Origin of the sequence: Thermoanaerobacterium thermosaccharolyticum DSM 571, from assembly GCF_000145615.1 — a bacterium.
Classification (GTDB): Bacteria; Bacillota; Thermoanaerobacteria; order Thermoanaerobacterales; family Thermoanaerobacteraceae; genus Thermoanaerobacterium; species Thermoanaerobacterium thermosaccharolyticum.
This window is the reverse complement of record NC_014410.1, coordinates 960,049-983,145: the sequence shown is the minus strand read 5'-3', so window position 1 is coordinate 983,145 and position 23,097 is coordinate 960,049. Positions and strand designations below refer to the sequence as shown.

The following is a 23,097-nucleotide window of genomic DNA, read 5'->3' as shown; positions in this document are numbered from 1 at the left end:
TTCACCGTACTTGCATTCATAATAGAATAGTAGTATCATTATGTTGTACCCCGTCATAGAGGGGGGTATATATTATTTCATTTTTAGGAGTGATAGTATGGCTATAGGTGTTAAATTAGTTAGCAATGAAGAGGCAAGTCCAGAAGTAAAGCAATTATTTGAGCAAATAGAAAAGCAGATGGGATTTATTCCTCCAACAATGCGTGCAATGGCAAATAAGCCAGAATATCTTAAACTCTTTCTTGAAAAATCACGTGTTGTAATGGGATCTGGCAAGATAGACGGAAAAACAAAACTTTTTGTTGCTTTAACTGTGTCAATTTTAAACAATTGTGAAATGTGCATAACTACATACACCAACAAATTAAAAGAAGCGGGCGTAACTGATGAAGAAATAGTTGAGCTTTTATCAATCATCGATCTAGTCGGTGGTTTAAACCACTTCAACAATGGACTTATGATAAAGCCATCTGAAAAATAAAGTGCGCTTTCACTAAAAAAGGCTTTCCTTCTCCTATGAGAAAAGGAAAGCCTTTTACACAATATTACGGTCTGTAAAATATAACCTTAAATAATTCTGCTTCTTTATCTTCAATAAATTCAGGTTCTTTGATACCTGCTTTCTTGCATTCCGCTATCATTCTCCTAATTCCAGAGCCAATTCCTCTGTATGGGATTTTCAATTTCGGCAAATATGATAGCAATATAGGATTCCTTGCAATCTGTATTCCTCTTTTTATATTCTCTATGTCCGCAGTATTAGGTAATTTACCCGGACTTATTATTTCTACTCTGTCATCAAACACAAACACTCTAATGCTGCTTTCGATAAAATAATCTCTGTGTACAATTGCATTAATAACTGCTTCTTCGAGAGCAATTTCGGGAATCTCTATTATTCCTTGCAGATTTACATTCTGTCCTTTCTGGATTTTTCTTAAATTTCTCTTTAAAAAGGCAATAGTATTTTTATACTGCTCAAAAATAGTACCTTCTATATTTTCATTGTCAAGATACTCAGTTCCGCTTACGTCATTCCCTATAAAGCTTACCGCTTTAACTATAAATTGCGGTTTTAAGCGTTCTGGCCTTTTGCCAAACAATAATAATCCAGCCAATGTCAAACTGCTGTCTTTCATGAGTTTTAAATTATTTAAAAGCCGCTCAACGGGTATCCCATTTTCTTCAATTGCAGAGCCGTATTCTTTTTCATAAAAATCTCTAAATGCATACATATCGATATCTTCAATTGAAGTATTGGGCACTACCATCTCATCTGCATAAATATTTCCGGATGATTGCATAAGCCGTCTCAATTCTTCCCTTGTTGCTCTTCTTTTGTCAGCACCAACCTTTATCCAATAATCGGTCCTATTTGCGGCATAAGGTTTATTATCACCTTTTGGCACATCTATAATTACAACCAATTTATCATCAAAAATTATATTTTGAGTCAGAACACTTATAGGAGGCTCAATTTTCTGTGATGCAACATTTGATATTATCTGATTTAAATAATTAATATCACTAACCCCGATAATTTCTCCATCATCCGAAACACCTACAACAATTTTTCCACCATCAGTATTTGCAAATGCACAAATTTCAGATGCCAATGCATCCGGACTATTTATCATGCTTTTAAATTGAGTGTAGGAATCTTCTCCTTTTTTAATCAGTCTAATAAGTTCATCAACATTAAAAATTTCCATAATAACACCACCAAATATATGTATGGTTTTAATCTATGCTATATATTATAATTATATCAAATATTAGCTAAAGTTCTCAAATACATATACAATAATGCAGGTGCTTCCCGTAAAAAGCCGTATACTTCTTCATAAAAATACCTTTTTACAAATACTCCTGAATAGCTTGCGTTTATTCCTGCTTCTTTCGCAATTATGCTTGCCCTTTTCAGGTGAAATTTGTTTGATACAATTATTGCTGTCTTTAGCGATTTTTCATCCATAATTTTCTTAGAATTTTCAAGGTTTTGTAATGTTGAATACGATCCGTCATCCATTAATACAACATTATCAGTTATACCATTTTTCAAAAGATATTCCTTCCCTGCTTCTGCCTCAGATATATCCTCACCAGGTCCTTTACCGCCAGATACAATAATGTACTTACCAAGTCCCTCTTTATAAAGTTTTATAGCTTCACTTAACCTTTCCTTAAAAAAAGGACTCGGATTTTTCCCGTAAACTGCACAGCCGAGGACAATAATAGCATCAGAATTTACCGGTTTTGCATTATATGCAAATGTAATCACCTGTAACTCTGCAATAATATTTAAAAGCACGACAAAAGCAGTAATTTTTATAAGAAGTTTCATCATAACCCCCAAAATTTCTTTTAAATAGAATTCTATATTGAATTTAAAAATCCCTAAAAAAGTGGCTCTTGAAACAATCTTTTGCATTAAAAATATATTTTAATTTACTTAACGTGTTTCACCTTAATTTCCTGTAGCGCCAAAATGGCTGCTCCCAAAGCTCCTACCAGCTGTGGCTCCGCAGGAATATGCACCTTGTCCCCTATTCGCTGCTCTATTGCCTCTACCACACCTCTATTTTTTGCCACTCCACCTGTCATCATATATGCACCCTTCCTGCCAAGCCTGTCAAGCAAGCCAATTGTTTTGCTGGCCACTGAATTGTGCAATCCCTTTATTATATCTGCCCTTTTCTTATTCTGTGCAATAAGGGATATAACCTCCGACTCTGCAAAAACCGTGCATATGCTTGTAATATTTATATCTTCCGTCGCCTTTTGAGCTTCTTCTCCCATCCTTTCCAGTGGAATTTCAAGGGCCTTTGCCATAACTTCCAAAAATCGTCCCGTACCTGCCGAACACCTATCATTCATTACAAAATCCACCACATTGCCATCTTCATCCAGTCTTATTACCTTACTATCCTGACCACCTATATCAATGATAGTCCTTATATTGCTATTTAAGAAATAGGCCCCCTTGCCGTGGCAAGTTATCTCTGTTACCTGTTTATTGGCAAAAGGAATATTAATGCGCCCATATCCAGTAGATACGATGAACGAAACATCTTGTGGAGTAATTCCAGCTCTTTTCAGAGATTGTGAAAAGGCCTTGTTAGCACTATCCACTATAGATGCACCAGTTGGTACAATGCTATATGACAGTATATTATAGTCTTCATCCAATATAACAACGTCGGTGGACAAAGACCCGCTGTCTATGCCGGCTACTATAGTTTTCCTAGTCCCATGTGAAGGTCTCTCCACCTTATTATTGCTACCCTTCAATGATTCCACAAAGGCACCGATCCTGGTTATAAGTTGTCCTTCACTGCCCTGGGTAAAATCGGTCTCTATCTTTAAGATGGGAAAGCGACAATTATCCTTTATATATGAATACTCATATGAATAGAATTCACAAAATTTTATAGTATGATACACAATGCCATTGACATTTGCCATTATATCCTTCAACATATCACGTCTTCTATCAATATCTGCCATGCGCATACATGGTATAGAGCGGATAAGGCTTCCAGCATACCACTCTATTATGTCCTGCTCACCTGCTGAGAAATCAGGAAGCGGCATAAAATTTAATAAATCCCCAGTACATGTATAATTTAACACCTCATCTGCCCCTGCCTTTTTAAGCAAATCAATAAGAGATGAATTGCATCTGGCTCCCATTATAGCCAGCCTTATACCATCGTTTCCCTTGGGCATATTAAATTGCCCGGCATTTTCCTGCTCTGTCGATATATATCTTATAAAATCCTGGACATTGAATTTTTTCCCATAGAAATCTGTAAATGTCTGTATAAGTTTTTTTATTTCGGAGGCATACATGGCCACTGACTGGTCTCCGCTTTTCCTCGGTAAATCCAGCATATATATCATTTTGCCATTTTCTGCGTTTTTCAGGACATCATACAACCGCCTTACGCTGTCACAGCAGTTTACAAGGATTATGCCATCATATCCCCCCTTAAATACTTCTGTCAGCACTCCCTTTACGTATGTACACACATTGGGATGCATATGGGCTTCGGTTATACCATTATCAATATATGATGGCTCAATGCGCACGCATTCAATACTCATGCTCTCCAAAAGCTTTACAGGTGTATATTTACATATATATCCTATGATCATAAGCATCTCCCTTACTTATCTAACATCTCCAAAAAAGCTTCCAGCCTGGTATTTATCTGTCCTTCATGATGATTGCGCCGATCCGCTCCATCGCCATCCAAAGCAAGAAAAGGTATGCCCCTTTCATCCAGTGCCTTTTTAAGCAGCATCATTCCTCCTGCTGACTGCTTACATCCCCACTGACAAAAATGTATTATACCGTCAGGTTGCAGCCTGTCAACTATGCTCATTATGCTGTCCACTTTCCTTTGATAAGGCCCATTGTTATTATTAAGAAGCATTTTTCTGGCCAATGCCCTGTACGGGTTTTCATAATCCATCTTCTCTAAATAATCAAAATTCAGGTCGAGTCCCAAAATTTCATACTTATGGCTGTAATTAAAGTACTGCTTTAATGCATATGGATAAAAAGGCACTATGTGCACCCAAAATACCCTCTTTGCTCTGCTGTGGGGAAAGCTATTCAGCTCATTTGCCAACATCTCATAAAAATTCAATGTTGGTTGAGTACCCATAAATGTATGATTGATAAACAACATATACATCTCTAACGTCAAGGTGGTAGGATGGCATTTATACCTCAAAGCATCAATATATCTATTCATATGTGCGTGAATCTTATTCTCCCTTTTTATTATATCCTTCAATTTATCCTCATCCATCTTTTTACCAGTTGCCTCTTCCAGCATCTTTACCATTTCCCTGAGCTGTTTTTCTAAATAGCTAATACTTTGTTGGCTATATTCAAGCGGCACATCTATAGAATACATGGGTATATGGTGATACCATGAAAGATATCTGAATGTGCTTATATTAGCATCGCACAGCATTGATGATGTAATCATAAACTTAGGTTTAGGTAAAAGACCGGCTAAAGCAGCTCCTATAAAACCCTTATGATAACTACAAAGGGTATCGGATATCCCGGACCGTTGGGCATAGTCTACATATACATCTTCGCAGTGAAAACCAACAAGGAAAGAAGAAAGGGCCTCTATACACAAAGGGTATATGTCCATAGCATGAAGTATTTCGGTGGGAGCAAACAAATTGACCCATGCTGACTGATCTCTATATATCAAAGGATTTAATATAAACTCCACACCTATCTTATTTAGGTAGTTAAACGACCTTGGCACTTGCTTGTCTCTAAATAGAGAAAAGTAGGCACGCTCTGCCTTCAAACCTAATATAATAAGCTTTCTGACCATCTCTGGGTCATCCACATTTTTCTTTATCCATCTTGCATAGGTATCTACTAAATCCATTATGACGACACCCCTATATACCTTCAATTAATTCTCAATAAACTAATTATCATAAAATGTACGTACTTATTCCTTTTTCTATTCCTTTCTTTCATGTTTTTAACTCTTCTATTCACATCAAACATCCTTTATCTTTTTATGTATTTTTTTATTGTGCTAATAAAAGAATTTCTTGGTTTAACTCCTATATAATTATAGAATATATCACCATTTAATAACAATATCTGACTATCTTCTTTAACACACCCGATACCTAAATAATTTACAATGTTTTCTCTTTCACGCGGATTATTAAAAATAATCGATGTATTTACATATATTGTACCATCATCTTTTTCTATAAAAGCATCCCTATTATTTTCATAGATGTTCTTCCATATTTCTTTGCCTCTTTCCTCATAATCATAAAATGGTTGATGTGGAAACCATTCAGGTACATTCATTCCACATTCTTTATAATATTCTTTAAAGATTTCTCTCGCCAAAAATAGACAGTCATTTTCTTTATAAAGAACATCCTTATTTTTGATTTTTTCTGCAATCCTATAAGAAAAATCTTTAAATAATGAATTGTCAATTTCAGACTCTATTTCATTTAGATATTTTTTAGATTCTGCATTAAATTCTTTAGTATTAAATTCGCTGTCAACCTGTATATAATATATTCTTCTCAAAACTTGACTTGTGGTATTAAATTCTCTTACATTTGTTGTCCCTATCATTACAGGGTGTTTCCCAGTTGTATTATTGCTAATTTCCTTAATAATATTTTCACCAGTTTTCCCAGTAAAAAATGAAGAGGGAATTTCATCTACAAGAATAGGTGCAAGATATTCAGAGTCAAAGTAGCTTTCTAATTTATTTTTATCGACTGTTCTTCCGCTTTGTATTAAACTATAAGGTATATAATATGGGCTGTTATTGCCAAGCAATAGCCCTATAAATTCTAATGCTGTTGTTTTGCCAGAAGCAGCCCTTCCTGCAATAACTAAAAATACCGGAAAAGTAGATCTATTGCTTTCTGAACTTGTTTTTAGGACAATTTCTTCTCTCAACTTCCAGATATAAGGCGACATAAATGAGAATAAAATTATCTCCATTATTTTGGACTGATATGTCTTGTTTGTTTTAAAAGTAAATAATTCATAGGCATTTACAAATCGATTGATTAATTCAAGATTTTTTCTTATATTCTCTATATCAATTTTTTCTGAAAATGGTTTATAAAATTCATGATTGTTTTTATCAACAACAGAAAGAGTATTTGTTTTATCCATAAATCTATATAATTGCCTAACATCATCTGTGATACTTTTAGAAGCTTTTGTTATAATAGTTTCAATTCGCAAAGTTTGCTTTTTTAGCTCATCGGGAGGTTTTAAGATATAATTATTTCCCTTCTTTTTCGTAATATGATTTATTATATTGGTTGATCTTTGAATCTCTTCTTTTTTAACTTCATACTGTTCTTCTAATTGTTGGGATCGGGATTTTAGTTCAGCCATTTGTTCATCTGTCAATACACAAAATTTATTGCGATTTATCTCTAAATCATTATTTAATATTTCTGATGCTACCTCTTTGCTAAACAATATTACAGAAGGATTCTTTAGATATTTTTTTCTTATTATGTCAGGAATATAATTAACTCCCGCTTCAAACAATGGTTTAAACCTCTGATTATAATATAGATCGTACTTTTCTACGTCATTATCAAATATAATGATATCTTCATACTGCTTTTTATTAATAAAAGCTTTTTCTGTAAGATTTGCAGAACCAATCACCACTCTTTTAAAGCCTGTTTCGCTGTTATTTAGAAGATAAATTTTCGAGTGAATGGGAGCATCTAAGGTAAATCTGATAGAAATACTTTCATCACAAATTTTTTCTTTAACTTCTTTCTGTAAGTCGTTCCAAAAGCCTATTCTTCCTTTGATATCAACAAATTTTTCTATACCACTTGTAAATGACGATAAATATTCTGAATCATCAATGCCAATTATAAATTTGACTTTTTTAAAGTCTTTAACGACTTTTGAAAAGAAAGCGGGTGAAGAAACATAAGTTACGGCATAGAATTCGTTGAAAGTATTTGTATCAAATATATCTTCAAATGTCATATCTACAATTTTGTCATCTTTAACAATACATAAATATTTTTTTATTGGATTATCATCGATTTGTACAAGCAAACTTATCTGCTCCATGGCGGCGCCTTCCTTTTCGTTTCACAATTTTTCATAACTTTATCACTTGTAAATGTTTGAAAAATCAGAACACTTTCCTTTTATAAGTTTTAGCATTTTTATTATTAATTGTTTCCAATACGCTTTTTGTCATAATCCCCTTCCAAAACATTTTCTATCCACTCTTTGACAAACTCCATCTGAGTCCTCCTGAAAGGTTCCATATCCATATATTCTCTTAAAGTTTTCACGTGAAGCCTCCCCATCTAAACACGAGGTGTTATAGATGAGGCTTCCTACTGCGTTAACAGTAGAACTGCCTGTCGTAAATACAGTCTAATCACGCAACGCAACCACATTGTGACTGCATAGCTTTAACCAGACTAATTAATGTAGACAGGGTCTGCTGGCTCCTCGCTGCAATTTCAGGAACTTTTGCCTGATACTGCAACCTCTTCTTTTCAACAAGAGGGTTTAATATCTCTCTTATGAAATATCTTGCACCTATATTGTACGATGCATTTAAGTCCGCATGATATTTTTTACCTGTTGTAAACTCACATATATCTTTTTTGTTATTCCTTACTACTTTTCCTGTTCCATCAAATGCCAATGCTGATGAGTTTTTAGGGTTAATCCAAGATACTCTTATTCCATAGCTGTGAGCTATATCATACACTTTTTTCTGTATTGTTTGTTTTGCCCAAAACTGCAACTTTATTCTCGTTCTGCGGGCATAATTTCCTTTCGATTGTAATTTTCCTAAATGCTCAAATACTATTACATCAGCATCATACGATTTTGCAAATTCTATTATTTGGTGAACTGTATCATTGATGATTTGATTTTTAATGTTGTTTATTTTTCTCCATATGTTAGGTTTTCTGCCGTTACCTGATATTCTCTGTGTTTTTGCTAATTTGTTGATTTTATGAAATAGACGGTCTTTTTCTATAGGTTGGTTTATAAATAATCTTCCTATGACAGTTCCTTCATATTTCATAGCACTGCATACGGCAGAGTTTGTTAAGCCTAAATCTACAGATATTATTGTTCTATCTTTTAACGGCGTATTTTTAAATTTTATTTCTTTTTCATAAGTAAAATACAGATAATATTTTTTGCCACTCTTTACTAAACTGGGATTCATTTCTTTGAAATTTGTCATATCTCTATTCTTAAGATTATCGGTCTTGAATTTTATATTATGCCATACCCAGTCATTGTTTTTGTATACTTTAATTTTTGCTGTATTATTTCCTGTACGCTCAAACATATTACCTTTATAAAATACAGGAAAAGAATATCTGATTATACCTAATGTAGGTGGTTTATCTCTTAATGTTTTTCCTTTTGCTTCATATTGTGCTTTCTTGTTAAGATAGTTATTTAAATTTGAATGATAACTTTTAACAGCACCAAGAGCTTCAGATGATGCTGCTCTTCTTAAGTATGAAGGAAACTTATAGAATCTACTGTCAAAATCGTATTTTGCTTTGTTTTTCTTTGTGCCATGTATTAATTTTTCTATATAGTTTAACTGCTCTTTTTCCGTCGATAGTGTTGATATGATAACCCACTCATTCTCAATTGCATTGATTATATACGATAATGCTTTATTGTATATTGATATGGTATCACTGAAAGATTTATCTGCTATTTTGATTTTGAACTTTACTGTTTTGATGCATTTCATATCAACACCATCTTTACAAATTGAATTTTTACTATTATAATTATAACATTGAATATTTTAGTTGTAAAGGAATGATATTTATAATGAATATTGAATATAGAACAAATAGACATGCATGCTATAATTTAAAATATCATTTAGTTGTTGTAACAAAATATAGACATAAATGTTTAACAAGAGAAATATTAGAACGGCTAAAAGAAATAATAGAAAATCTGTTTTCTAAGTGGGATTGTATTCTTATTGAATTTAATGGAGAGGCTGATCATATACATATTTTATTTGAAGCACCTCCGCAAGTACAACTTTCTAAATTGATAAATAATCTTAAAACAGTAACTGCAAGATTAATAAGAAAAGAATATGCTGAACATTTATCTAAATTTTATTGGAAACCGTATTTGTGGAACAGAAGCTATCTTATTTTATCATCTGGAGGCGCATCAATCGAAGTTATAAAGAAATATATACAAGAACAAAATACACCTGATGATCAGTAGTTATGATGCCTTACTCCACTTAAACTTTCGTTATAGGTGCAGACTGTAGCTACTGTCTTTTGTTCAACTTTTACATCTTCACTTTCTTCAAAAATAAGTTTACCAAATTTAATTATCTGATGCCTCAATACCGGATTCGCAGAATTTAATACTACCAAATCTATATCATCTCTTTTAAATATAGAAATTAAATCTCCAATCAAATTAAGCTTATCCATATAATCATAATCATTGCCAAAAAGCACGGCAATATCTAGATCACTGTTCTTTGTATTATTGCCCTTTGCATATGATCCAAATACATATATCAGTTTTATATCATAATTTTTTTAAGTTCATCCAATGCACTCTTAAATATTTTTTCGACTTCACCAATATCTTTCTGAAACAGTTGAAAACACCTCTTAAAAATATATCCTCGACATACTTGTTTAATATAAGTTCCTGCTTTACGCTTGTATTATAATACTTTGCAATATCATATACTTTTATCCAATGCTACTCTTTTTTTATCTTTCTTCTTATACACCATGTTACACGTTTGTTTACTTGAAGGCTTCTCTTGTACTCTCTAGATGCATTGTACGATTAATCTGCATATTGCATCTTCTACATCATACAAGCACTAACCTCTTTCAACAGACTTTACTATCTATACCTCTTATGAGATATTAGCGATAGCTTAAGGCATGTAGTCTACATCCCCAAAAATCTCTTCTAAATACCCATGCTTTTTATCAGTTTTTTTGTTTTATTCTCTTTTAATCTATTTATTTCATCATCATGAAGCTTAAGAAAGTTATCAAATCTTTCAATACATTTATTCCTGTCTATCTCATCATTTTCTGTATTTTGCAAAAGATAAGGTAATAACTAATGAATAAGATTTCCCATATACTAAAAAACTGGACTTGTATCAATAGAGTAGACACAAGCCCACTTCTTCACCCATATTTACAATAATAAAATGTATTATTTAACTATCAATACACGCATAAACAACTACTTTGTGCCCTTTATAAATCATAAATTTCATTTAAAAAATCCCTTAACATAACAATTTTTATCCATCTATAAGGATTTAAAATCAGCAGATCATCATCACCAGTTATTATATAATTTGCATTTCCATAGACAGCTTCCTCAAGTATCATGTTATCCTTTTCGTCTCTACAATCAGTTATCTTATCGTATATAGCAGGCATAATTGCTTTTAGAGAAATTAATTCAACTAATTCATCTATTTCCGCTTTAGAAATATATTTTTCAAATTTAGGTCTGTTTAACACTTCTTTTATTTCAAGCAATTGCTCTGATGACATTATAAGTATATATTCGTCGTTAATGATATCTTTTAACAAAAACCTAGCCTTTTTGCTACCTAAAAAAGCACTTATAAAAATGTTAGTATCTACAACTATTTTAATTTTTCCCATATCTCTTCCTTCTAACATCCTCTACTTCTTTTGTTATGTCACCTAAAGATATTGGGTCCGTATCAGCTCTTTCATTAATTTTATCAACTATTTCAAGCAATTTATTGTTTATTTCATTTTGCATTCTTTTATAAATTATTTTTTTTTCTGCAAATGATAGACTATCTATTAAATTCCACACTTCGTTTAAATTTGATTTCATTGTTAATCACTCCTAAAAATCTTGACATTATTCTGATTTTCATAATTTTCTCCTATCCTTTATTTATCTTAATTTTAACATTTTACTTAAATATTATCAACCAATCATGTTTCTTCTAATATAAACATCATAATTATTGTAATTAATGAAAAGGCATAAAAAAGAATTTAAAGATTTTTGTTAAATCTTCAATTCCATTCTTCTATTTCTTGTCGTCATACCCAATCCCTCATAAAACTTAATAGCATCGCTATTAAATTCCCATACAGTTAATTCTAGCGCATCATAACCAGATTTTTTTGCATAATCAACAATATGTCTAAATAGCATTCTTCCTACACCTTTTCTTCTATGATTTGAGCTAACACATAAATCATCTATATAGGCAAATTTTCTCTGTATAAGAATTGGAATATTTCTCGTAGTCATTATCTCTATAATGCTGTAAGCTATTATTTCATTATTACAATCTTCAGCGACAAAAATCTTTGTTTTATCGTCATCTAATATCTCCTTAAATCTTTCTTCTGTAAATGGATTGTCCACATCCGCATACACATCTGGCCTATTTTTAACATGTAAACTATGTACTTCTTTAACAAGAGTACTTATAGATTCATAATCATTTTGCGTTGCTTCTCTTATTTTTATATTCATTAGATTTTCTCTCCACTTTTATTTGGTATTGGCAAAATATCCCCAAATATCAAACTATAAACAAGTTCCTTATCTACTACCTATTTTTTATTTGTTTCATTATCCTTTTTCTGCTGTATTAATTTAAAAATATTTACCATAGGCAATTTTACTGGCGGATTTATTCCAGAAAGAGATGTAACAGTTAAAATATATGTCCGTGATAACTGAGAAAGTGTCGTTAAACCATTTAACTCTATCGTACCTAGAAAATCCTCTTGTTTCAACTTTTGAATATTCCAAACAAATGCACCTTAAAATTCCATCCTAACTTTTTTGAAATTTTCCAAAGCTGTTCAATGGATGGGTTGTATTGACCACTTTCAAGTTTTTATACCATCGATTGCTTAATTCCCAATTTTTCGGCAAGCTGTTTTTGCGTAAAATCATTTTTAAGTCTAAATTCATATATTTTCATAGAAATATCATACAATATATCATCTAATTCAAACATTTCTTTTGTTGATTCATCAGCTAACCCATCAATTAACTTCCATGCATCTCCTAATTCAAACTTATTGTCTATAATCTCCATAATAAAATCCCTCCTCATTTTAATTGCGTTACAGAAGGCTAGTCCAGCAGATCTCTTATTTCTTGATATGTAACCTTCAGGTTGTTGATACAAGCAAATTCCACTTTGTTCTACAGCCTGATTTCTCGAATACAATAGCAATTTAGAAAGTCGAGTACACCTTTAATATCAACATAATGTGCTTCATGCATTTTAATCTGTAATTCCTTAGGAAGAAACGGGCTATATTTTGACACAAAAAACTCGTGGTCCATTGTATAAGGTAACAAATCACTCAAAGACCAATCTTTCTGTCGAATCTCCTTTAATATTTCTATTAAATCAATATTGTCCAAAATAGAGATACGCCCAATACCATCAGTCTTATCTACATTAACACCATAATAGCGAAGCATCCAAATTAACGTTTGAAAAATGTTGGTCCCGGTAAATGTTTCAAATAATAGTTCGCCATTCATCCTCCATATTATTCTCTCATCTGGTCTTACTTTATAATGACGATAAGGCGCACGCAACTCTTCTAAAGTATAGCGACCATTATCATTGATAAAATCAAATATGTAATCTGAACATAATATCTCATGCATATGTTCAGGAATTCTTCGGTGCAATCGCACACCCCCACCTGAATAATTAGGTGGATGCCCATCCACTGCTTTCTGCACATATACCTTGCTGCGTTTAGCATCTACTTCTTTGATCGTCCACAATCGCCCAGCAAGTATGATGTTATCTCCTTCATTTACGAATGGCGTTTTTTGAATTTCCCCAATTTTTTTAATTCCATCTAATACTTCATACGAATCTTCAGTCATAAAAACAGAATAGAAATCTTTTCCTCTAAGCAGTCGTTCCCCTTCTAATCCGACAATCAACTGACCTGTATCACTAAGTTGTTCCAAATAATCTTGCTTAACCATATGTTCAATTAACAGGCGAATATCTATTTCCGGTAAATCATAAAACGCACGATTATGTTTCAACAATGTAATTAAATCTTCTGGTGCAACGCCGTTCATTTGGTGGCACATTGAAATAATTTGATGAAACAAAATATCATAAGGACGCGGATAACCTTTGCTCGGCTCTATCCACTTTTGTAATAATAAATCCATCACTGCAATAGATTGTAATAACCCGTACTTATCTGCTGTATATAATTGCAAATACTGATCTTTACCCTGTTTTCTGCCTGACCTTCCTAACCTTTGTTTTAAAGATGAAACAGTAAAAGTACTATCCACTTGAATAACAAAATCTATTTCTCCAATATCAATTCCTAGCTCCAATGAGCTGGTTGCTACGATACTTTTAGGCACAGTAGATTTAGCCATCATCTTCTCAACAAATTCCCGTTCCGCCTTAGCAATCGAAGAATGGTGTGCGTAGTACATCTGCCCTATTCCATCTCGTTCAGCCAAACGATTTAAAATAACTGTTGCTTCTTCAACAGCACCTCGGCTATTAAAAAAAATTAAGGCAGAATGATTACGGGTCAATTCACGTATATCTTCATAAAGTTCGATAGGATAACTCCTCATTTTCTCACTGTCAAAATGCATCAAATTATAATAAAGATCTTTATCACTTTCTTTTGCCTCGATAATTTCAACGTTATCTGGATCTCGGTAATTAACCCAGTTCTTAACTAACTCAAAATTATCAATTGTTGCCGATAACCCAATAACACGAGGCCGATCTTTGGTAAATCTCTCAATGCGAGACAATAATGAACGTAGCTGAACTCCACGTTCTGTATCAATAAAAACATGAATTTCATCAATCACGATAAATTGAAGATACTGAAACAACAAACGCAGTGCATGAGTATGATTTATAAACAAGCTTTCAATGGACTCAGGTGTGATTTGCAATATACCAGCAGGATTATCAATAAGCTTCTTTTTACTATATTGACTAACATCACCGTGCCAACGATGAACCGGAATATACATTTGATCACATAATTTTTGAATGCGTTCAAATTGATCATTAATCAACGCCTTCAATGGTGATATATAAAGAACTTTAAGGGTATAAGGCGTTGTTTCTTCAATTTGGCTAAGAATAGGCAGAAACGCTGCTTCTGTTTTCCCAGAAGCTGTAGCTGACGAAAGAATCACGTCCTTTTGCGTATTCATAATAACGGGAATTGCTTTCTCTTGAATAGGTGTAAATCGTGTCCAACCCATATCCCATATTTTCTTTTGCACAGTATCAGATAACATATAAAATATCTGGCTCATTTTATCCCCCTCGTCATCACATCATAAACGGCGTATTCATCGTATCATTCACATGTAAAAACACTTTACATCACTAAAAATTACCACGTTGAAAGCGATCATGTATATTAACCACTTTTCGATCTATCTTATCATCTTGTGGTGTTACATTAGAAGCATCAAATAATTCTTTCCAATCTGCCGTCGGATTTTCAACAAGAATATTTAAACTACTGATAAACTGTCGAATAACGTCCCCCAAGATGATTTGCTTCTCTGCACCCGGTCGTTCATAAAAATGAATCAAAAAATCACGAATCTCTTCGTCTGTTATCATTGGTTCATAACCGTAATGAGCTGCGTGTATATCGCGGATATTCAATAATAAAACCAGAGTTTCATTAGGAGTAATTGGCGTTAATTTAATTACGGGTTGCTTCAAATCACGGTATTCATCGCTTTGAACACCTGGTTTTAACCTACGTTCCAATGCTTTATAGCTGTAAAGTCCCCTGCGCTCATCTTCTAAAAACTCAGGTGTACCGCTGAAGGTAATATATAAACCTTCCACCGCTCCTTGTAAAATATCATTATATATCATTAAAATATACTCATAATTCTTCTCTCTTGCTTCTCGGTGCGTAATTTTATATAAATTAACTGCCTCATCTAAATTAATGATTAATCCTGAATATCCTATTTGACGCACAAATTTCGACAGCACCTTCAAATATCCATAATAATTGTTATCATTGATAATTTCGCGAATTCCTAAATCACGAATAGCATCGGTTTTTGCCAGGTACTCCCCTCGTATCCATCTCAAAGCACGGCGTTGCTTTTCCCTGTCTTGCTCTACAAAACCCCGATAATAAATGCCTAAAACTTTTGCAAAATCATATCCCCCCGTTAACTCATCCAAGTGTGAAACAACATCAATAATTTCTTTTTCAACTGCTTGAATAAAAGTAGGATCATTCAAAATAGGCCCGTCATAGCCCAATTTTTGTACCACCTGATTTTGAATATTTGTTATCCACTGGTCCAAAATCGCCGGTAAAGCATTACCATGTGGAACTGATTTAGTAGATAAGTTCCTCATTAGCTCGCTGTACAAAGCAACAGCTTGGTTATCATTTCCGTATAATCTCCTATGTGGAGTAAAATCAGCTTTTGCAACGACAAACCCTACATCTAGACCTATCTGACGAACAAAATTTTGCATAAAACTTTTGCCAGTTCCGTATGCTCCAATAAAAAATTTAATTAACGAACTTCCATTTTCCTTAATATCCTTTAGATCCTCTTTTATTTGTCTCATTTCAGCTTCACGACCAACTATTATATATTGAAGGCCTCGACTGGGAACTACCCCACCAGCTAATGCATTTAAAATATCTGCTGAATCACGCCTTTTAATTTTCATATTGCTTTACTCCTCTCTATTTCCTCCAATACACATACTAATTCTTCGTTTATCACATAATCATCGCCTATCTGTTCAATAAGCACATCATCTAAGTATTCATCTGCTTTTGTATTGATTTCGTTAATAAAAACCGCAGCGGGAATTCCTTTTTCTCTTATCTCGTCATTCACCACGTCGATTCTTCTCCTCTTACTAGAGAACGTACTAATAAATTCAATTTCTTCTTCCGTCAATGAAGAAAGAAATCCCTCAACATCCACATCATCGTCACTCAGTGTAATTGTCGGCCGCTCGGGAATATCAAGCTTTGTTTTCTCCACATTAGACATTGCTTTAATTTCTCTCTCTGTACTTTTATCCTCATCCTGCTCATCACTGGAAAACTCTGAAATAAAAGCCTGATGCCTTTGTTTCAATACTTCAACTTGTTTACCGTCCAATTCTGTTATCCAGGATTTGTTCGAATCATTATTAGCTGTTTTTGTTTCTAATGTTTCATTGGGCTTTGGAGGAATTTGACTCCCTTTCTCCTCAATTTTATCTGTTACAACATGCGAAAAACGACTTTTGATTCCTACATATTCATCAATTTCATATACTTTATTGCTTTTCATTTCTTCTAATAAACGTTTTTTGAAATTAGGTGGAAGTAACTCTTCATTTGCTTTGATTTGTCTCTTAACACCGTTACACAACCGAGTAACATTTTCAGAAACACGAAATAAAGCAGTGATCTCGTTATAAAAATATTCTGTCGGTACGTATTCCGTATATTCAATAACTCGGCTACCAACATTTCGACCAATCACTGCACTTTTAAATAAATAATACGTTGCCGTTTTTTTCTTTTGTTCAAACCAAGCCTTTTCTAAATCTAACCCTTCTTCAATGTTTATTTTTTGAAATAATTTTAATGCCTCCTTAAATGTAATATAAACCTTTTGTTTGTTCATTTCGAAAAAATTGGTTTCTGAATATCCTCTAATAACTTTTTGCCATTCTTTAATAGGTATTTGGCTAATATCTTTTTCATGGTCTTTAAATATTTGATAAAAATTCGTCTGATAATAAGGTTCAGCTCCTAATCCCCATTTACGAGCCAGCTCAATTTCATTTAACTCAATTAACATATCTCTAATCCACTCTGAAAGATATCTATCCAAGTTGGGAATTCTTTCTTTATATGCCTGTTGTAAACGAACCAACATACTGACATTAAATGCTGCATTTTGATTAAAAGTATAATTGATCAATTCATAAGCAAATAAAATCACATAGCTTAAATCTGTATCCAAATAATTCCCTTTTAACGTCTGATGTCTCCAATAAAAATACCATTTCTTTTGTTTTTCATCGAGATCTCGAAATGTCGTCCAATAAACCTGCAAAGGAACAAATTCAGTTTCAACACCCATTTGATTAGCATATTTAATCGAATCTTCCATGAAATAAGTCTCATGAGTATGAAAAGATATTTCGATAACCGGCCTGTTTAAATCTTTATGCTTAAATGATTTTTTAATTTGCTGAATTTCTTCTTTGATGTAAGAAGGTGTCTTGAGATATGCATATTCTGGTAAAATAATATCCTCTTCCCTGTAAAACATCATTTCGTTTTCTCTATATGATAAAACTGATTTTTCAGATTCGACTTTCTCAGGTCTGGTTTTCTCCACTCGTGGAGTAATTGATTGAAGTGGCTTTTCCTGCAAAAATTTTGAAGAATTCTCTTGGCTTTCGAGATATTGCTGATGCCATTTATGAATAAAAAACATGTCTATCCATCCCAATAATATTGGAATACCTGTCCAACTAAATGCCAAATAAAGAATGCCCCTTAAATACTTACCATAATAAAAAAGGTGAGCACCTAAACCACCAAAAAAGAACGCTAAAATATAACCAACTGTTTTTGATTTGCCCCGCTTCACAAAACTGTTCCTCCTTTTAACGATTACTGTATCAGTCATCGATTTTATTTTACCATTTCATTTCCTAAAATCCAACAAATATCAAGAAAAATTCGATATATTTGTATTTGTCAACAAATATTACATAATAAATAAAGGCACTACTTTCTATAGCACCTTTTTGTTCTAATAAAAACACAGAAGCTATTAAGTTTTCTAATTCTAATAATTCTTCTTTCTTATAAATTCTAATAATTCTTCTTTCTTATACTTGTTTATATCTAAAGGTGATCGACTTGTATAAACTCATCAGGCTCTACCTCTAAAACAAGGTCATTTACAATAACTGCATCGCCTGGAAGCCATAAATGTAGTGCCCAACCAACTGAATTTTCTCCGCTACTTCCCTGTTCTTTTTCAGAAATGCGTCTCCATGTATAAGCGACATCTGCAATAGGTTCTAATAACCAGCCAAAAAAACCTTCACTAATCTTGTCTAAATGTTTTTGTTTCTCTCTTTCTTCTTTTTCTTTGATTTTCTTATAAAAAAGCTTTTTTATTTCTTTATCCTGTTCTACAAAACGGGCTAACATTTTCTCCTCCATTTTTATACTTTAATAATTCTGTAGAATTTTGTTTTATTGAATTAACATTCGCAAAATTATTTCTTAAATTTCTTTAAATTACGATCTTCTATTTTTACATCTCTACTTTTACTTTTCTTGAGAAGCAAAATTCTTGTATTTTCATTATTCTTAAAAATTAACAACCAGGTAGTAATTCTTCTATTTTTTCTAATAATCGTTTTATATCAGGCGACTCAGCAATCTGCTGAGCATATGTTAGTACTTCAAAGTAAATTGGTTCCTGCTCCAATACTCTAATTTGTTGTCTAAGTAACTCTACATTTTGGTCTCTATCTTTTTCATCAAAATGAACGCCACCAAGTTTATTAGCAACATATTTGATAATTTGCCTCCTAGTCATGGGTTTATAGTTACCTATTTTTAATGGCGTACCATCTAAAAAAGCCCGAAGCCCAATAGGTACAGGCAGAGCATTAATAATCGTCTTTTCTCTTTCATAATTAGCTTTGATTTCCTCATCACTTAAAGCTCTATGATGAATATGAATCCCCATAATTTGTATTCCACTAATACGAGCTCCCCCTCCTATAGATATCACTCCATCTTTTAAATGATCTCCTTTCCCAGCAAGAAGAGGATGCACTAAAATTTGAGGTTCCTTTTGAAAGCCAACTATTTTCCATGCTTTTTGTAAATTCCCTTCTACCAGCAAAAAACGTAATTTAACACTTACTTTCCTTATCGTATGGTAACTAGGATTATCTTGAACACTCACGGCCACAATATCTTTAATTTCTTCATGAACAATATCAAGAAATTCTCTTATTGTTCTTTCCATTTTGTTTAATTCACCTCCAACCAGTCTTAATATTCAAAAACAAATCATAAATAAATGTTTTTGAATTCATCGTTTGCAAAGTAATCTTAACTAAAACAAGTTAATTTGATTTTCCTTTAAAATTTTCTCCAATGCGAAATCTTTCGGAATAAAATGTTGTCCATTCTCGTCGTGAAAAACCCATATTTAATTTACAAAGTATATATTCCTCAAAACTATCTTTAAAACCAACCTCTGACCTGGTACTCCGCTCTTTCGCATCAGAAAAAATGTAATAGTTACATAATCGTAATTTTTCAACGCCAAATGCCATTCAATTCCTGCCTTAAGTGCCATTGCTGTAAAACGATTATATTCGTGGAATTCTTTACTAAGCGGTCATGCTCAAAAGCAGGATTCCCTCAATAAGCCGCTAGAGACTAAAATATGCCATTTCGTGTAAACCGTTCTCGGAAACGCCAAAGAGATAAATGGGATCCATAATCCGCTTCGCTACTTTGATGAAACACATGAAAAAGGACAATAGGCTTTTTTTATGATATCTAGATTTTTTTCTAAACAATACCAATATTTAACTAGGTTCGTAACACCACCAGCGCTTTCTGCTTCAATCACAATGTGATAAGTTTCAGTATCAACCCTTAGGTCACCAAACTGAAAGTAGGTGTTACCATCAATAATTATCCGGTTGTCTTTTCCTTGTCCTTTAAATACATTATAACCATATTTATGTGCTACCTCCACAAACCTTTTAAGGATCTCACTTTCAATATTCATTCTTTTTCTTTGCATGATACTAAAACCTCATGTTCAAAAAATTATGCTAATATACTTTTTGGACATCTTTAACTTTTGTTGTGTAAAAAGTATTCACCAACTAATATGTCCCTTCATAAATACTTCGTTTTTCTCTCCGTATCCACAATTATTACGTCTTTTATACCCAATGTAGCGATGAGCTTCTCGCTACCTGTGATACTTAAACTTCAAAAAAACCATAGCCAACGGAGGTTTTAGCTCCAATACCATGTTGAGTCAATGCTTCTCTAACCCAACTTAAAGCATCTGAAAGCAGCTCTTGATGTTTAGTTGCCAAACAAAAATTAAAATCCGTTTTTTCCACTGTTAAAAACTTAATAGGATTGGGTAATTGACAATCAGTTGGAAACTCAGAACCCGAATAATACTGAGGGTAGTGGGGATTCATTATATCAATTTTTAATTTAATTTCGCTACATGGGTATGCGTCAAAAAATATAATTTTACCTTCATTTTCTTGAGTACCGAAAATTTCCCTAAATTTTTGATTTTGTAAAGCTTGCTGTTCATCATTGTTAAATCTACTCAGGATTACCCAATGCCTCGTAACACCTTTTAATGCACTTCCTGGTATATATGGAATCCCATAAATATGATGCAGCGTCATCGATGTCTCTTGTGAATGAGAAGAGCCAAGACCAACAACAAGGCGCCAGGAAGGCGCTGCATGAAAATTATCAACCTTATATCCACAATTTTCTAAACTTTTTATTAAATTTTTAAATCGGGCAGAAATATATAGTATTTCATTGCTCGTCTTCTCTATTTCATTGATTACCAATTTCAAATATTCTTGTTTATTATCTTCTTTTAGCTTTTTTGTTCCATCTTTTATTTCAAAAGAATGCGGAATGAGCTTTCCGAAAATAAGTGCTGGATTTTTGGTAAAACCCGATGAAGTATAATGAAAACTTTTTTCTTCTTTTGAATCTCCCTTATACATAGAAATTTTCTGAATTTCCTCAGTCAAAAGTGTAGCTGTGTCTAGCGGATTATAAAACTCATAGTTTGTATCTTTGCGTTGTTTCATTTTTCAATCAGTCCCTCTGCAAGCCTTCTAAGCCAATTTAAAAAAGCAAGTACTTCACTAGTAATATAACGATATTCTGTAGAATTACAAGAAATTACCCATTCTACTAAGTCATTTTTCTCTTGGGGCATCGTAATCCTTGAGGTACAACTGCTTTTTATATATTCTGTAATCTGTGTGTAAAGCAACTTATATGCGGTTTCTTTTTCAGATTTACTACTAACAAAAGCAACAGTTTGTCCAAGTCCATTGGTGAGGATCATAGTAGGGATTTTTCGAGCATACGAGCGATAGTTTTCAAGAAATTTCGAATACTTTTCCAAAGCCTTTTTAATATCATCCTCTAGATTAGCAAAGTTTTCCTTCACTATATATTTATCTGGCTCTTTAAATATTTGATCAAAACGCTCTAAAAGCTTCTGCTTTTCATCGACATCCGCATTTTTTCCTATATTATTTCTAATAGTTTCTAAAAATTCATTTAATACTTTCTCCACATTTCCATTATTACTTCTAAATTTTTTAGCATCACTGACACAATTGTAAGCAAATTCTGCTCTTCCTTTTTCTAATTTATTAATCATGGTTTGCTCGGACATTCTGTTGTCACCTCCTCTAAAAACTTTATCCTCGTAAATCCTTTACCAATAGTCTGATTTCCTCCAATTTGAATGACTTTAGTAGAAAGAATGCCCTTCTTAAAGCAATCAATTACTTTTTCAGCTTCTTCTTCCGAAGTATTAGCACTAAATGGCCTTTTTTCATTCTCATCCTTAATTCTAACAGCTGTGGCCATAGCAATTGAATATAAAATCGTATCTTGCGGCAAATATTCTTCAAACCATAAATTATCAGCTGTCCCAGTATCATCGTTAATAACTGTCCTTGCGATGATTTCGGTAGATGTTGAAACGAACTCAGCAAATTCATCGTCTGGAAGTATCACAAGGTCTTTTTCAAGTTTTTCTCTCCAATATTTGTAAGAATCATCCGGCTCTTGCGAAGGAAATATTCTTTGCGCAAACCATTTAGCAAGTTCTCCTGTGTCCTGTTGCTCTGTAACATCAAATGTAAATTCTTCCAATACAATTTTCGATGAATCCAGATGATTTAAATCTTTTGATATTATGATGTTCGACTTTTTAGGTAATGTATATTCCTGTATGCTAGTTGGAAAATCTTTTAAATCCGCTTTTGCAATCCCCATATCTTTTTTAAATCTTTCTAGCACCTGAGGGCAAGTAATCCACGCAAAAATACCTTTTAAAGACTTAACAGGAAAAAAGAGAATTTTTGCATCCATAAAGGCTAGAGCACCAGCATGCTCATTTCCGTTTTCAGGCCCGAAAATCAACTTTACATATTTTTTCCTTTTTTCATCATCTATTTCATTTTTTAATCTTAGCGAATTTTTAAAAGCTTCTCTCATACACCCTTTTATGCTTGAAGCCTCAATTTTAGGAAAATTCGTATACCTCTCCCTCTGAATTGGAAGATCCACAATACCAATTTCATCTCCGCTTCCTGGATGAAGCGGGGTTTCAGCGATCAAGAAAAATGGTTTAAATTTTAGAAACAT

The 23,097-nt window shown here is 33.0% G+C and carries 25 protein-coding genes and 1 pseudogene; 2 read left to right on the top strand and 24 right to left on the bottom strand.

Going from position 1 to position 23,097, the window contains the following annotated elements; genetic code table 11:
• The first annotated feature begins 97 nt into the window (after positions 1–97).
• Positions 98–481: a carboxymuconolactone decarboxylase family protein gene (locus TTHE_RS04780; RefSeq protein WP_013297464.1), complete on the top strand. Its 384-nt coding sequence runs from the start codon at positions 98–100 to the stop codon at positions 479–481.
• Positions 482–545: 64 nt separating this feature from the next.
• Here the strand turns inward: TTHE_RS04780 and TTHE_RS04775 are convergent, their stop codons facing one another.
• The 7 genes from TTHE_RS04775 to TTHE_RS04750 all read right to left on the bottom strand — a co-directional run bounded on the left by TTHE_RS04775 (position 546) and on the right by TTHE_RS04750 (position 9,311).
• Complete coding sequence (locus tag TTHE_RS04775; RefSeq protein ID WP_013297463.1) at positions 546–1,712, bottom strand: RNA-binding domain-containing protein; 1,167 nt, start codon at positions 1,710–1,712, stop codon at positions 546–548.
• Between the two features lie 56 nt (positions 1,713–1,768).
• Positions 1,769–2,344 carry a YdcF family protein gene (locus TTHE_RS04770; RefSeq protein WP_013297462.1) on the bottom strand — a complete coding sequence of 192 codons (576 nt, stop codon included), beginning with the start codon at positions 2,342–2,344 and terminating at the stop codon, positions 1,769–1,771.
• A gap of 104 nt (positions 2,345–2,448) precedes the next feature.
• Positions 2,449–4,158 (bottom strand): acyl-CoA dehydratase activase, encoded by a 1,710-nt coding sequence (locus TTHE_RS04765; RefSeq protein WP_013297461.1) that lies wholly within the window; start codon positions 4,156–4,158, stop codon positions 2,449–2,451.
• An 11-nt stretch (positions 4,159–4,169) separates the two neighbouring features.
• Entirely contained in the window at positions 4,170–5,426 is a 1,257-nt protein-coding gene (locus TTHE_RS04760; RefSeq protein ID WP_013297460.1) for a 2-hydroxyacyl-CoA dehydratase subunit D, read from the bottom strand.
• A gap of 128 nt (positions 5,427–5,554) precedes the next feature.
• Positions 5,555–7,636 (bottom strand): phospholipase D family protein, encoded by a 2,082-nt coding sequence (locus TTHE_RS04755; protein ID WP_013297459.1) that lies wholly within the window; start codon positions 7,634–7,636, stop codon positions 5,555–5,557.
• A gap of 104 nt (positions 7,637–7,740) precedes the next feature.
• Positions 7,741–7,866, bottom strand: coding sequence for a hypothetical protein (locus tag TTHE_RS14795; protein ID WP_269207940.1), 126 nt, complete (start codon positions 7,864–7,866; stop codon positions 7,741–7,743).
• An 89-nt stretch (positions 7,867–7,955) separates the two neighbouring features.
• Positions 7,956–9,311, bottom strand: coding sequence for an RNA-guided endonuclease TnpB family protein (locus TTHE_RS04750; RefSeq protein ID WP_013297458.1), 1,356 nt, complete (start codon positions 9,309–9,311; stop codon positions 7,956–7,958).
• A gap of 83 nt (positions 9,312–9,394) precedes the next feature.
• Between TTHE_RS04750 and tnpA the strand changes: the two genes are divergently transcribed.
• Positions 9,395–9,811: an IS200/IS605 family transposase gene (gene tnpA, locus TTHE_RS04745; protein WP_013297457.1), complete on the top strand. Its 417-nt coding sequence runs from the start codon at positions 9,395–9,397 to the stop codon at positions 9,809–9,811.
• On the opposite strand, the gene mntA is transcribed toward tnpA, so the two are convergent.
• From mntA to cmr4, 17 genes and pseudogenes are all read right to left on the bottom strand, one after another.
• Positions 9,805–10,119: a type VII toxin-antitoxin system MntA family adenylyltransferase antitoxin gene (gene mntA, locus TTHE_RS04740; protein ID WP_231292750.1), complete on the bottom strand. Its 315-nt coding sequence runs from the start codon at positions 10,117–10,119 to the stop codon at positions 9,805–9,807. The two genes, tnpA and mntA, sit on opposite strands and share 7 nt — an antisense overlap.
• Positions 10,120–10,528: 409 nt before the next feature.
• Positions 10,529–10,669: a hypothetical protein gene (locus TTHE_RS14350; RefSeq protein WP_196793662.1), complete on the bottom strand. Its 141-nt coding sequence runs from the start codon at positions 10,667–10,669 to the stop codon at positions 10,529–10,531.
• A gap of 158 nt (positions 10,670–10,827) precedes the next feature.
• Complete coding sequence (locus TTHE_RS04735; protein WP_013297456.1) at positions 10,828–11,247, bottom strand: putative toxin-antitoxin system toxin component, PIN family; 420 nt, start codon at positions 11,245–11,247, stop codon at positions 10,828–10,830.
• Positions 11,234–11,449 carry a hypothetical protein gene (locus tag TTHE_RS04730; protein WP_013297455.1) on the bottom strand — a complete coding sequence of 72 codons (216 nt, stop codon included), beginning with the start codon at positions 11,447–11,449 and terminating at the stop codon, positions 11,234–11,236. Before TTHE_RS04730 ends, TTHE_RS04735 begins: the two co-directional genes overlap by 14 nt.
• A 180-nt stretch (positions 11,450–11,629) precedes the next feature.
• Entirely contained in the window at positions 11,630–12,106 is a 477-nt protein-coding gene (locus TTHE_RS04725; RefSeq protein ID WP_013297454.1) for a GNAT family N-acetyltransferase, read from the bottom strand.
• 80 nt (positions 12,107–12,186) lie between these two features.
• Complete coding sequence (locus TTHE_RS04720; protein ID WP_231292723.1) at positions 12,187–12,372, bottom strand: hypothetical protein; 186 nt, start codon at positions 12,370–12,372, stop codon at positions 12,187–12,189.
• Positions 12,373–12,476: 104 nt separating this feature from the next.
• Complete coding sequence (locus TTHE_RS04715; RefSeq protein WP_041587432.1) at positions 12,477–12,680, bottom strand: helix-turn-helix domain-containing protein; 204 nt, start codon at positions 12,678–12,680, stop codon at positions 12,477–12,479.
• A 110-nt stretch (positions 12,681–12,790) separates the two neighbouring features.
• Entirely contained in the window at positions 12,791–14,926 is a 2,136-nt protein-coding gene (locus TTHE_RS04710; RefSeq protein WP_013297453.1) for a DEAD/DEAH box helicase, read from the bottom strand.
• Positions 14,927–14,999: 73 nt separating this feature from the next.
• Positions 15,000–16,331 carry an ATP-binding protein gene (locus TTHE_RS04705; RefSeq protein WP_013297452.1) on the bottom strand — a complete coding sequence of 444 codons (1,332 nt, stop codon included), beginning with the start codon at positions 16,329–16,331 and terminating at the stop codon, positions 15,000–15,002.
• Positions 16,328–18,265, bottom strand: a complete 1,938-nt coding sequence (locus tag TTHE_RS04700) for a TerB N-terminal domain-containing protein (RefSeq protein ID WP_013297451.1) — start codon at positions 18,263–18,265, stop codon at positions 16,328–16,330. Before TTHE_RS04700 ends, TTHE_RS04705 begins: the two co-directional genes overlap by 4 nt.
• Positions 18,266–18,528: 263 nt before the next feature.
• Positions 18,529–18,837 (bottom strand): annotated as a pseudogene (locus TTHE_RS04695) (nuclease-related domain-containing protein); the annotation flags it as partial.
• Between the two features lie 169 nt (positions 18,838–19,006).
• The gene (locus TTHE_RS04690) at positions 19,007–19,669 is read right to left on the bottom strand and encodes a hypothetical protein (protein ID WP_013297449.1); all 663 of its coding nucleotides are present in this window, start codon (positions 19,667–19,669) and stop codon (positions 19,007–19,009) included.
• A 492-nt stretch (positions 19,670–20,161) separates the two neighbouring features.
• The gene (locus TTHE_RS04680) at positions 20,162–20,461 is read right to left on the bottom strand and encodes a hypothetical protein (protein WP_013297447.1); all 300 of its coding nucleotides are present in this window, start codon (positions 20,459–20,461) and stop codon (positions 20,162–20,164) included.
• 98 nt (positions 20,462–20,559) lie between these two features.
• On the bottom strand, positions 20,560–20,646 hold the full coding sequence (locus TTHE_RS14985; RefSeq protein ID WP_423250148.1) for a hypothetical protein: 87 nt from the start codon (positions 20,644–20,646) through the stop codon (positions 20,560–20,562).
• A gap of 2 nt (positions 20,647–20,648) precedes the next feature.
• Complete coding sequence (gene cmr6, locus TTHE_RS04675; RefSeq protein WP_013297446.1) at positions 20,649–21,518, bottom strand: type III-B CRISPR module RAMP protein Cmr6; 870 nt, start codon at positions 21,516–21,518, stop codon at positions 20,649–20,651.
• The gene (gene cmr5, locus TTHE_RS13740) at positions 21,515–22,117 is read right to left on the bottom strand and encodes a type III-B CRISPR module-associated protein Cmr5 (protein WP_013297445.1); all 603 of its coding nucleotides are present in this window, start codon (positions 22,115–22,117) and stop codon (positions 21,515–21,517) included. Before cmr5 ends, cmr6 begins: the two co-directional genes overlap by 4 nt.
• Positions 22,099–23,097, bottom strand: coding sequence for a type III-B CRISPR module RAMP protein Cmr4 (gene cmr4, locus TTHE_RS04665; protein WP_013297444.1), 999 nt, complete (start codon positions 23,095–23,097; stop codon positions 22,099–22,101). Before cmr4 ends, cmr5 begins: the two co-directional genes overlap by 19 nt.